Source organism: Streptomyces flavofungini, assembly GCF_014650815.1.
In the GTDB taxonomy this organism is placed as follows: domain Bacteria; phylum Actinomycetota; class Actinomycetes; order Streptomycetales; family Streptomycetaceae; genus Streptomyces; species Streptomyces flavofungini.
Map to the genome: position 1 here is coordinate 41,676 of NZ_BMVR01000014.1, position 12,874 is coordinate 54,549.

Annotated in this window: 4 protein-coding genes; 2 read left to right on the forward strand and 2 right to left on the reverse strand. The window is 73.9% G+C overall.

Going from position 1 to position 12,874, the window contains the following annotated elements; all coding sequences use genetic code 11:
* Positions 1-32 precede the first annotated feature (32 nt).
* On the reverse strand, positions 33-1,091 hold the full coding sequence (locus tag IE274_RS30560) for a YncE family protein (RefSeq protein ID WP_190119169.1): 1,059 nt from the start codon (positions 1,089-1,091) through the stop codon (positions 33-35).
* Positions 1,092-1,235: 144 nt separating this feature from the next.
* Here IE274_RS30560 and IE274_RS30565 point away from each other — a divergent pair, with 144 nt between their 5' ends.
* The gene (locus IE274_RS30565) at positions 1,236-2,129 is read left to right on the forward strand and encodes a LysR family transcriptional regulator (RefSeq protein ID WP_190119170.1); all 894 of its coding nucleotides are present in this window, start codon (positions 1,236-1,238) and stop codon (positions 2,127-2,129) included.
* Between the two features lie 57 nt (positions 2,130-2,186).
* Here IE274_RS30565 and IE274_RS30570 read toward each other — a convergent pair whose 3' ends face one another.
* A complete protein-coding gene (locus IE274_RS30570; protein ID WP_190119171.1) occupies positions 2,187-2,453 on the reverse strand; it encodes a hypothetical protein in 267 nt (88 codons plus the stop codon).
* A gap of 532 nt (positions 2,454-2,985) precedes the next feature.
* Here IE274_RS30570 and IE274_RS30575 point away from each other — a divergent pair.
* Positions 2,986-12,861, forward strand: coding sequence for a non-ribosomal peptide synthetase (locus IE274_RS30575; protein WP_229909913.1), 9,876 nt, complete (start codon positions 2,986-2,988; stop codon positions 12,859-12,861).
* The last annotated feature ends 13 nt before the right edge of the window (positions 12,862-12,874 follow it).

Genomic DNA, 12,874 nt, shown 5'->3' on the forward strand with positions numbered 1-12,874 from the left:
AGAGGAGAGTCAGGTCGTACGCGGGCTGCGGGTCAGGTCGGGCGCGGGATGTAGGCCAAGCCGTGCGCGCCGGACTCGCCGAACGACGCGTGCCGCAGGCTGGTCAGCGTCCGCAGCGTCTCCAGGTCGACGATCTCGACCGTGGACGAGGCGAAGCAGGCGACGTAGGCGAGACGACCGTCGGGCGACGACGTGATGGTCAGCGGGACGACCCCCACTTCGACCTCGCCGAGCCGCTGGTGGGTGTCGGTGGCGAACACGGTGAGGCGGCCGGGTGTCATGCGGCTGGTTCCGGTCGCCCGGTCGTGCTCCGCGCGCACCTCGCCCGCGAGCAGCTTCCCCGTCGAGGTGAGGTGGAGGGGCATGGCGGCGTGTTCCATGAGGAGGGTGTCGACGGCGCTCGCCGTGCGGGTGTCAATGACGGTGATGCCGGGGAGTGTCGCGTCCTCGGTGGCGAAGGAGCCGCGGTACGGGGCGGCGACGTAGGCGTGCGTGCCGTCGGCCGCGACGGCGATGCCCTCGCTGCCCGGTACCTCGACCTTCCCGGTGAGGGTGTGCCGTTCGAGGTCGAGGACCGAGACGTGCGGTGCCTCCTTGTTGGCGACGTACGCCGTCGTTCCGGCCGCGTCGATGGCCAGCCAGTGCGATCCGGGTGCGTCGGTGTCGATCCTGCCGAGGGGGCGGCGGGTCCGTGTGTCGATGACGACGACGCCGCCGGGGCGGTCGTCCGAGCCCTCCACGGTGACGTACAGCCGACCGCGTTCCGCGTCCAGCACGAGGCCGTGCGGAGCGTGTTCCGGGGCGAGGTCGACGACCTCGACGACGCTGCGGGTGCCGGGGTCGATGACGGTGAGCTCGGTCCGGCGGCCGGTGTTCGCGTGGTAGAAGCCCGAGTGGTACGTCGTCGTGCACCACAGCAGGCGCTGCGTCGGGTCGAAGCACAGCTCGTGCGGCTCCGCCAGGGTCTCGACCGAGCCGAGGTGCCGGTCGGACGCGGCGTCGAAGAACGAGACCGAAGGCCCGCTCTGGCTGACCACGGCCAGCACATCGCCCTCTCGACCGGCCCGTGGGGACTCTCGTGTCGCGCACATGGTGAACTCCTCGCACTCTGCAGCTGGTTGGCTCCCGCTCTCGTGGGCCCGTCTCCACTCTCCGCAGAGGCGGGCTGCCGAGCCATGCAAGAATGTGCACTCAATTATTGACTCAGGCGTAAAGATGCAGCTCAGGAGCCATTCATGGATCTCAATCTGCTCCGCGTCCTGGACGCCCTGCTCCAGGAGAACAGCGTGACCCGCGCCGCCGAGCGCCTCGGCACCTCACCCGCGGCGACCAGCCGCACCCTGGCCCGGCTCCGTCGCACCGTCGGCGATCCGCTCTTGGTCCGCGCGGGGCAGGGCCTGGTCCCCACGCCCCGAGCCGTCGAACTCCGGGACGAGGTCGGCGTGTTGCTGCGCGGCTGCGACAACGTGCTGCGGCCGGGGGCCGGGTTCGAGCCCGTCCATCTTCAGCGCACCTTCACCGTGCAGGCCACCGACCTGCTCCTGGCGGGACTCGCCGGTCCCCTGACCGAGCGAATCCGCGGGGAGGCGCCGCAGGTGGACGTGGTGTTCCTGCCCGAGGCACTGGAGGGCGGCCCCGCGCTGCGGCAGGGCGCGGTGGATGTCGAGTTCGGCGTGCTGGGGCCCATGGACCCGGAGACCCGCACCCGGAGCATCGTCCAGCGGCCACTGGTGGGGGTCGCCCGCAGCGGGCACCCGCTCTTCGAGAAGCGGATCGACGCCCGGCGCTTCGCCGCCGCCGACCATATCGGCATCTCCCGGCAAGGCAAACGTCTCGGCCCCATCGACCACGCCCTCGCGGAACGCGGGCTGCGGCGCCGTATCGCCGTCGTCGTCCCCAGCCACACCAGCGCCATGATCCTCGCCCGGGACACCGACCTCGTCGCCCTCACCATGGCCGACTGGCTCCCCGACGCGACCGGCGCCCTGGGACTGCGGACGTTCCCCATCCCCCTCGATCTGGCACCCGTCGATCTCGGGATGGCCTGGCACCCCCGCAACTCGGCCGATCCGGGGCACCGTTGGTTCCGCGAGCAGGTGGCGGCCGCCGTGCAGGAGGCGTCCGGGTGACGCCGTGCCGGTGACCGCCGTCTCAGCCGTGCCGGGCGTCCAGGGGTGCCGCCCGGGTCAGCACCCCACTTCCCACGCGGACGGCGGCAGCGTCGCCGCCCGCGCGTAGACCCCCACGGCCCACGGCGACAGGCAGCACAGCGGGTGCAGCCTCGCCTGCGGCAGGCTGGCGAGTTGTCGCGCGCTGTGCGCCACGCAGCCGGTCATCTCCTTGCCGTCGGCGGTCAGGACCGTGACCGCCATGAGAGGCCCTTCGCACGGAGTCAGGTCCTTCGCGTCGGCCGCCCCGCACCGCTTCCCCTGCTCCGCGTCGTGCTGTCGCATGCTGCCCACCCCCACGTAGTCGCACCGCAAGAGGTTGCCCGGATCAGGCCCGTTCACGGGCGAGTTGACCAGCTCGTCGAGAATCCTTTACGAGACGCGCGCGGGAGCACCACCGCCGGAGCAGACGCCTCTTGCGCGAACAACTGCGGCCCGGACAGCGCGGACAACTCTCCCATTGACAGACGCATACGCCCTGATCGATCATCACAGCGGGCGGCCTCATCGACAGGCGATTAACCTGTCGCTTTGTTTCGCATGGCGGTGGCGGCTCCTTCGACTGTCTGGACGTATTCACGCTCTACTCGGAGGTAAGCACGCTCTACAGCAGGTCACACGGCATGCCGAGCCTCCGAACGGCACGTCATGTCACATCTGTGCACGGTGAATACACCCTGCGTGATGAAGCGGCCGGCCATTCGCTCTTGGATTGCAATGCGTAACTTCCCCGGGGCCCGACCGACCCTGCTGAGCGAAATCCCGCGCCTATTCAAGTCACCCCTGTGAATAAGCCCCAAGAGTGGAAGAGTTCAGCTTGTCCGCGAACCAAGGTCTGGCCACCACCGTCCTCGCGCAGGCCCGTCGCCGCCCCGCTGCCGTCGCGCTCGTCGACGGCGAGCGGACCCTCACGTACGCGGAGCTCGACGCGGCGAGCGCGGCGGTCGCCGACGCGCTGCGCCACCACGGACTGCGGCCGGGGCAGGCCGTCGCCGTCTGTCTGCCGCGGTCGTGGGAGCTGGTCTGCGCCATGCTCGGCATCCTGCGGCTCGGCGCGACCGTCGTCCCGCTCGACGCCCAGAGCCCGCCCGAGCGCCGCCGCCACATCCTGACGGACTCGGACTGCGCGGCGGTGGTGCACGGCGCCGCCGCCCTGGACGAACCGCCCGAGGGGGTCCGCCCGTTCGACGTGTCCGCGCTGCTCCAGGGTGCGCCCGGCGAGGCAGGTGCGCCTGGCGAGGCCGACGGTGACAGTGGCACGCGCGACAACGCTGTCAAGGACAGCACCGGCGTCTCCTTCGTCTTCTACACCTCCGGCAGCACCGGCCACCCCAAGGGCGTCGAGGTGCGGGACGCCGGAATCCTGCGCCTGGCGCGCCCCGGCTATCTGCGGCTCGACGAGGGCGCGCGCTTCGCCTGCCTGTCCAACCCGGCCTTCGACGCGATCAGTTTCGAGGTGTGGGTGCCGCTCCTGACGGGCGGCCGGTGTGTGATCCTGCGCGACGAGACGGTGCAGACCCCCGACGTCCTCGCGGCCGAGCTGGAACGGCGGCGCGTCGACGTCCTGTTCATCACCGTGGCGCTGTTCAACGCGATCGTCGACAAGGTGCCGCACTGCTTCGCCGGCATCGGCCAGGTCCTGGTGGGCGGCGAGCAGCTCAACGCCCGGCTGATCCGCCGCTGGTTCCGCCACAACCCCGACAGCCCCACCCGGCTCCACAACGTCTACGGCCCCACCGAAGCCACCACGTTCGCCCTCTGCCACCCGATCCCCCGCGACCTGGCCGGCGAGGTGATCCCGATCGGGCTCCCGCTGCCGGACACCGGGGCACTCGCGGTCGTCGACGGCACCCGCGCCGCCGAACCGGGCGAGGTGGGCGAGCTGTATCTGTCCGGCGAGGCGCTCGCGGCCGGGTACCGCAACCTGCCGGAGGAGACCGAGCGCCGCTTCGTGAGCCTCCCCTGGCACGATGCCGGACCCGACGCCGGGCGCGACTGCGGGCACCCCGTCGGGCCCGACACCGAACGCCACGCCGGGCCCGACCGCCATTACCGCACCGGCGACTTGGTGCGCGTCGACGCCGACGGCCGCGTCGAGTACGTCGAGCGCGCCGACCGCCAGGTCAAAGTGCGTGGCTTCCGCGTGGAGCCGGGCGAGCTGGAACGGCAGATCGTGGCCCACCCGGCGGTGCGCCAGGCGTACGTCTGCACCCGCCGCGACCCGGACGGCGTCAATGAGCTCCTGGCCTATCTGGTGCTCGGCGCGCACCTGTCGTACGACGACTTCGACCGCCATCTGGCCGCGAGCCTGCCCGCGTACATGCGACCCCACCGCGCCTACCGGGTACCGGAGTTGCCGCTCAACGCCAACGGGAAGGTCGACAAGTCGGCTCTCCTGCGACGGACCGACGCGCCCTGGACCGCCGCGGGTGACGGGCGTGGCGAGGACGCGGCGCCCGTCACCGACCAGCAGCGTGAGGTGCTGGTGCTGGCGGGCCGCATCCTGGGCGTCGGCGATCTCCGGCTCGGTGACCGGTGGGTGGCGAGCGGCGGTGACTCGCTGAAGGCACTGCGGCTGCGCTTCGAGGTGCGGCGGCGCTGGGGCCGCGAAGTGCCCCAAGCCCTCGTCCTGCGCGCCGACTTCGCCGAGCTCGCCGCCGCGATCGAGGCGGGCCGGGCCGGGGACGGCGTGCCCTACCCGCCGGTCGCCGCCCCCGCCGGGGCCGCCTCCGCACCGGCCACCTCCGAGCAGCAGCGCCTGTGGCTGCTCCAGCAGCGGCAGCCGGACTCCCGCGCCTACCACGTGCCGCTGGCCTTCCGCCTAGACGGCGCCGTCGACACCTCGGCGCTCCGGCACGCCCTGCGCGCCCTCGTGGCACGGCACCCGGCGCTGCGTACCGCCTTCGAGTCCACGCCCGCCGGACTGCGGCAGGTGGTGCGCGACGCCTACGACCCCTGGGCCGAGCCCACGGACGAAGCGCTCCGCTCCGACGACGGCCGCCGCGCCTTCACCGACGACTTCTTCGCCGCCCCGTTCGACCTGGCCGTGCCCCGGCTCCTGCGCGCCTGCTGGCTGCCGTCCCCGGGCGGTGGCGAACTCCTGCTGCTGGCGCACCACATAGCGGTCGACGGCTGGTCGCTGAACGTACTGTTCGGTGAGCTGTCAGCGGTGTACACCGCGTACGCGCAGGTGGCGAGCAGTGAGCCGGAGGATGCGGCAGAGCACCCGCCCGCCCCGACCGCGCTCCCCACCCCGCCCCAGGACGCCCCGCCGGTCCCGACCCCCCTCGACTACGCCGCCTGGCAGGCCACCTGGTTCACGCACGACGCGTACCGGGCCCAGCGCTCCGAGCTGCGCCAGCACTACGCCACGTCGGCGAGCGAATCGACCCCCCTGGAGCCGGTCCGCGCCGCCGGGCACACCCCCGACGGCCGCCTGCTGCGCAGCACGCTGGACGCGGGCCGCCGCGCCGCCCTCGACCGGCTCTGCGCCGACCTCGGCCGCACCCGCTTCCAACTGCTCCTGAGCGTGTACGCCTGGAGCCTGTACGGGGTGACCGGTCGCACCGCGCCCCGGATCGCCGGGCCGGTCGCCGGACGGCCGGTGCAGGAGTTCGAGGCGAGCGTCGGCATGTTCGCGAACACCTTGCTGCTGCCGCTGGAACTGGCGCCGCGCGAGCGGCTGCGCGCCCAGTTGCGGCGGCACGCCGACACCGCGCAGGCGGTGCTCGACCGGCAGGACGTCGCCCTCCCCGATGTCGTGGCCGACCGGGAGGCGGGCGCCGGGCAGGCGCCGTTCGACTTCCTCTTCGTCCTGGAGAACACCGACTTCGGCGCCCTCGCGCTGCCCGGCTGCACGGCACGGCCCGAGTGGCCGACGCCGAGCGAGGCGAAGTGTCCGCTGACCCTGTCGGTGGTGGAGCACGGCGGATACGTCGACTGCCTGTGGGAGTACGACGCCCGGTACTTCGACGCCGACGAAGTGACCGCCCTCGACGTGCTGTTCCGCCGCGCCCTCGACCTGCTGGCCAGCGGAGCGGACCCCACCCTCGCCGAGCTGGTGGCGCCCCACCGCCGCGGCCTGCCCGAGCCCGGCCGCGCCGCCCCGGCGCGACCCGACTTCACGACCGTCGCCGAGGGCTTCGCCGATCAGGTCCGCCGGACCCCCGACGCACCGGCGCTGGCCTCGGCGGACCGTACCTTCACCTACGCCGAACTCGACGCGCACGCCGCCGCGTTGGCCACCGAGCTGCGGCACGAGCACCCGGCACCGCCGGACGCCGACGGCCCTCGCCATGTCGCCCTGTACCTCGACGCCTCGCCCGAACATGTGGTGGCGCTGCTCGCACTGGCCCGGCTGAACCTGACCGTCGTGCCCCTCGACCCCTCGTACCCGCCCGCGCTGCTGCGGCAGATCCTGGACCAGGTGCAGCCGCTGTGCGTCCTGGTGCCGCCGGACGGGGCGCCCGCGCTCGACGCGTTCGCCCCGGCCGGGCTGCCGCGCCGACCGGTCGTCCTCCCGGAGCGGGCGCCGACGGCCGACGGCGTGTTCGTGCCGCATGACGGACGGCAGCCGCTGTACACCCTGTTCACGTCCGGCTCCACGGGCGTCCCCAAGGGCGTGCGGGTGCCCGACCGGACGCTGTGCAACCTGCTCCAGTGGCAGCGGGAGTCCGGTGGTCTCGCGGCGCCCGCGGTCACGCAGCAGTTCGCCATGCTGTCCTTCGACGTCTCCTTCCAGGAGATCTTCGGCACGCTGTGCGGGGGCGGCCTGCTCCGTCTCGTACGTCCCGGTCTGCGCCAGGACGCGCCCGCGCTCCTCGACCGGCTCGAAGCGGACGGGATCGAGCGCCTCCACCTGCCGTACGTGGCGCTCCAGGTCCTCGCCGAGCACGCTGTCCGCCTCGGCCGCTACCCCTCGCGGCTGCGTGACGTCATCACCGCCGGTGAGCAGCTGCTGTGCACGGACGCCATCCGCCGCTGGTTCGCCGGGCTGCCCGGCGCACGTCTGTTCAACCACTACGGGCCGACCGAGACGCACGTGGTCAGCGCGCTGTGTCTGGACGGGGACCCGGCGGGCTGGCCGGAGCGTCCGGCCATCGGGCGGCCGGTCGCGGGCGCCTGGCTGCGCGTCGTCGACGACGCCGACGAGGCCCTGCCGCCGGGACGCCCCGGCCGCCTCCTCATCGGCGGCCCCATGGCGGCGCCCTGCTACCTGGGCGACCCCGCGCTGAACGCGGAACGCTTCGTGGACGTGCCCGGCCTCGGCACGTTCTACCGCAGCGGTGACATCGCCCGCTTCGACGCGGACGGGCTGCTGCGCTACCTGGGCCGCGACGACCAGCAGATCAAGGTGAGCGGCCACCGCCTGGAACTCGGGCAGGTCGAGGCGGCGTTGCTGCGGCATCCGGATGTCGTCAACGCCGTGGTCGTACGGGACGAGGACGCGCTGGTCGCCTGTGTGCAGGTGCGGGACGGGGCCTCGGGCACGGGATCGGCCGAGGGCGCGAGCACGGAGGGCGCGGGCAGCGCGGGCAGCGCGGGCAGCGCGGGCAGCGCGGGCAGCGCGGGCAGCGCGGGCAGCGCGGGCAGCGCGGGCAGCGCGGGCAGCGCGGACGACACGGTGCCACAGGGGCTCACCGCAGGGGCGCTGTCCCGGCATCTGGCGCCGCTGCTGCCCTCGTACATACGTGTCGACCGCTTCCGGCGCGTGCGGGCGCTGCCGCTCACGCCGAGCGGCAAGCTGGACCGGCGGGCCGCGCTCACCGCTCCCGGCGAGGAGTTGCGGCACACCGGCAGCGCGGCCGGGCCGGTTCTCTCGGTGTACGAGGCCCGGCTCAGCGAACTGTTCCAGGAGGTGGTCGGGCGGCCCGTCGGGCCCGAGCAGCGCTTCTTCGACGCCGGGGCGTCCAGTCTGGACCTGATGCGGTTCCATCTGCGGTGCACCGCGGAGCCGGAGCTGCGGTTCACCATCCCCGATCTGTTCGAGCACGTGACGGTGCGGCGTCTGGCCACGTTCCTGGAGTCCACGCTTCCGGCTGTGGAGGACGCCGGGACCCCGCCCGTGTCCGTCGACGAGCCCATCGCTGTCGTCGGCATGGCGGTCCGGCTGCCCGGCGCCGACGATCTCGCGGCCTTCTGGGACCTGGTGCGTACCGGGGCCCGCGGCATCGAGCACTTCGACGCCGCCGATGGGCTGGTCGGGGCGCGCAGCCAGATGTCGGGCCTGCTCTCCTTCGACCCGGAGCACTTCGGCATCAGCCGCCAGGAGGCCCGGCTGATGGACCCGCAGCAGCGGCATCTGCTGATGAGTTCCGTGCAGGCGCTCACGCACGCCGGGATCACCGACCCGGGCGCCCGGCGCGTCGGGCTCGTCGCCGGGTGCGGCGAGAACACCTACTTCCAGTCGCTGCTCCGCGAGGCCGATCCGGAGCAGGTGCCCGACAGCTTCCAGATGGCGCTCCACCACGACAAGGACTTCCTCACCACCAAGGTGGCCTACCACCTCGACCTGTCGGGCCCGGCCTTCACCGTGCAGGCGGCGTGCGCCAGTTCACTGGTGGCGGTGCACGTCGCGGCCGGGCTGCTGCGCCAGGGCGACGCCGACGTGATGCTCGCGGGCGGGGTGCTCGTCGACACGCTCCTGACCGACGGCTACACCTACCGTCCGCAGCACATCTTCTCCAAGGACGGGCACTGCCGCCCGTTCAGCGACGACTCCAGCGGGACCGTCGGGGCGAGCGGCGTCGGCGTGGTCGTCCTCAAGCCGCTGCGCGCCGCCCACCGCGACGGCGACACCGTCTACGCGGTGATCACCGGCTCGGCGCTCAACAACGACGGCTCGGGGAAGCTCAGTTACAGCGCGCCGTCGCTCGCCGGGCAGCGTGAGGTCATTCGTGGTGCGCTGCGCCGCAGTGGGCGTGACGGCGGCGATGTGGGCTATGTCGAGGCGCATGGCACGGGTACGCAGCTGGGTGATCCGGTGGAACTCGGCGCTCTGCGGCAGGCGTTCGGGGTCTCGGAGGCGGGCGCGGGCGCCTCGGGCGACGTGGACGGCTCGGGCGGCTCGGGCGGCGCAGACGGTTCGGGTGGTTCGGGCGGCGTGGACCGCGCAGGCGGCTCGGACGGTTCGGGCGGCTCAGACGGCGCGGCCAGCCCGGGCGGCTGCGCGCTGACGTCGGTGAAGAGCCAGATCGGTCATCTGGGCGCCGCGGCAGGCGTGGTCGGTCTCGTACGGGCCGCCCTCGCCCTGCACCACGAAGTGATCCCGCCCAACGTCGACTTCCACCGGCTCAACCCCCGGCTCGGCTCCGACGCGGCCCCCTTCTACATCCCGACCGAGGCGCACCCCTGGCCCGCCGGGCGCCCCCGGGTGGCGGCCGTCAGCAGCTTCGGCATCGGCGGCACCAACGCGCACCTCGTCCTCGAAGCGGACGGGGCACCGGCGCCGGGCGGGGCGCCGAGGCCGGACGAGACACCGGTACCGGCCGGCCCCGCGCCGCACCGTCCCGTCGTGCCCTGCCTGGTGCTGTCGAGCAGCAGCGCGGCCGGGCTGCGCGCCGACGCCGCCCGCATCGCCGACTACCTCGAAGACCGGCCCGAGGCGTACGGCCACGTCCTGCGCCATCTGCAGGCCGGGCGACCGGCGCGGCGCCGACGGGCCGCGGCGGTCTGCGCCGACGCCGGGGCCGCCGTGGCGTGGCTGCGTACGCTGTCCGCCGTCGAGGCGCCCGGCATCGACACGACGGCCCAGGAAGGCCCCCGCACCGGCGGGGACCCTACGGCCACGGAACGTGTCGACGCCTGGCTTGCGGGCCGGACCGTCCCCTGGCCCACAGGACCCGCGCAGGCCCCCTGGGACTTTCCCCCGCCCGCCTTCCACCTCGCCGAGTACGACTTCCCGCGCGCCGCTCCCACCGGCGCCACTCCCCCGAGCGCCGACCCGCGCACGGCGGAGGCCGAATGGCCGCAGCGGCTGCCCGAAGCCGACTGGCTGCACCAGCCGCACTGGGTACGCCTCAGCCGCGCCCGCACCCCCGCCGGTCCGCGCACCCCCGCGACGCTGGTGGCGCTGACCGCCGCCCCGACGCCGCCCGAGGCACTGCGCCCCTTCGCGGACGTCTACGAGCGGGTGGTGCGGGTCAGCGCGGGCCGCGCCTTCGCCCATCTCGCGGACGACGTGTACGAGGTGGATCCCGCCGACCCCGGTTCGCTGCGGCAGTTGCTCACCGCGCTCACCGAGGCGGGACCAGCAGGGCCGTCCATGCCAGCAGGCCCCGTGGACATCGACTGGCTGCACGCACTGCCGCTCGCCGTCGCCGGGCCCGTCGGCGACGACACCCTCGACCGCGCCCGTTGGGCCTGCCTGGACACCCCGGCGGCCCTGATCCGGGCGGCGGCGGACCTGCCGGACTCGCTGCGCCTGCGCCCCTGGTGGCTGTCGTACCGCGCCCAGCCAGTCGAAGGTGACGTACTGCGGCCGGAGTTGGGGCTGCTCGCGGGCGCCGCCGAAGTGGTGCCGCAGGAGTGTGGCGTCGACGGCCGCTGGCTGGACCTGCCCTCCGGGGACCCGGGCGACTGGGCCGCCGCGCTGGCCGCGCTCCTCGCCGAGGCCGACGCCTCGACGGGCCCGCCCCGGCGGCTCGCGCTGCGCCAGGGCTACTGGTGGCGGCAGGCGCTGCTTCCCGTGCCCGCTGCCGAAGTGCCCGACGCCACGGAGCCCGGCATGCCGTCGGCCGAGGCCGACACCCATGTGGTCCTCGGCGGCACCGGCGGGATCGGCGTCGCCCTCGCCGCCTGGCTGCTCACGCGGTCCGACTGCCGGGTCGTCCTCACGTCCCGGCACCCGCGGCTCCCCGCCGATCTGACGCCGTGGGCGGACCGCGTCGAGCTGGTCGAGGCCGACCTGGCGACGGAACCGACCGAGGCGGTCCTGGAGCGGGTCGAGGCGCGTGCCGGACGGATCGGCGGCGTGGTGCACGCCGCGGGCGAGGCGGGCGGCGGGCTGATCGCGCGCCGCGACGGCGCCGCGATGCGACGGGTCACGGCGGCCAAACTGCGGGGCGCACTCCTGACGGAGCGTCTGATAGAGCGCCACCGGCCGGACTTCGCCGTGTACTGCTCGTCGATGGCCGCGCACTTCGGAGGCATCGGCCAGTTCGACTACGCCGCCGCGGCCGGTCTCCTCGACGGCTTCGCCCGCCACCGCTCCGGCGCGGGCGAGACCACGGCGCGCCTCGGGATCGGCTGGGACATCTGGAGCGAGGTCGGCATGGCCCGCGACGCCCTGCGGTCCGACCCCCGGCACCAGGCGCATCTCGCGGTCGGCCTGGCGGTGAAGGAGGGGCAGCGGCTGTTCGCCAGGGCGTTGACGCTGGGCCTGCCGCAGCTCCTGGTGTCCACCACCGACATCGGGCGGGCACGTGACTTCTACGTCGCGCCTGCGGGCACCCGGCCGGGGGTGCGGCACGAAGGTGCCACTGCGGCAGGCTCGGCCGCTGGTCAGAGCGCTGGCCAGGACGCCCGTCAGCGCGCTGGCCACAGTGCGGGGCAGGAGCCCGATCAGGTCGCCGCCCGACTCGGCGGCTGGGCCCGGTCCCTGCTCGGTCTGGACGACATCGACCCGGCCGCCTCGCTGTACGACCACGGCGCCGATTCCCTCATGATGCTCGACCTGATCGCCAAGGTGGAGGAGCACTACGGAGTCGACGTGGAGCTGTCCGAGCTGAGCCACCGGGTCAGCCTCAACGAGGTGGGCTCCCGTGTCACCGGTGCCACACGGCAGGCGGCACCGACACCGGCGGCGGCACAGGCGGCACAGGCGGCACAGACAGCACAGACAGCACAGACAGCACAGACAGCACAGACAGCACAGACAGCACAGACAGCGGATCACGCAGCCGCAGCGCGAGCCGTCGCAGACGATCAGCTCGTCTCCGTAGAGGTCTGGCAGCAGGGCACCGGCCGCGACCTGATCTGCCTCGTCCACCCCGTCGGCGGCGACATCCAGGCGTACCGCGCCCTGGTCTCCGAACTCGCCCCGCACCTCACGGTCTGCCTGATCGCCGACCCCGCGCTGCGGCGAGCGGACCTGCCCGGCTGGTCGATCGCCGACCGCGCCCGCCGCTATCACGCGGCGCTCCAGGCGCGCTTCCCGCACGGCGAGTGGCAGTGGCGGCTCGCGGGCTGGTCGTTCGGCGCCTGGGTGGCGCACGCCATGGCCGCGGCGGCGGAGGCGTCCGGCCGTCCGGCCGCCCGGCTGTATCTGCTCGACCCGCCGCCTCCGGGTGCCGCGCGGCACTTCCAGGCGTACGACGAGACGCAGTTGGAGGCGGTGTTCGCGCACGAGCTGGGCCAGGGTGACGCCGGGGGTCCGGCGAGCCCGCAGGCGGCGGCGTACGCGGAGCGCCTCGCCCGCTGCTGCCGCGCCAACATGGCGGGCCTGGCTCGGCACGAGCTGCCCCGGCTGACCGGCACGCCCACGCGCGTGTGGCTCGCGGGCCGCGCGGTGGCCGGGCTGCCGCCCATGGGCCCGCCGGACGCCCAACGGCGTGCCTGGCAGACGGAGTTGCCGCGACTCACCTCCTGCGACGTACTGGACGCCACGCACTACGGCATCGTCCGGGCCCCACAGGCGCGGGTGGTGGCCACCACGGTCAACGCCGACTCCCGGCCGGACACGGCGCCGCGCTGAGCGGGCTCCCGGC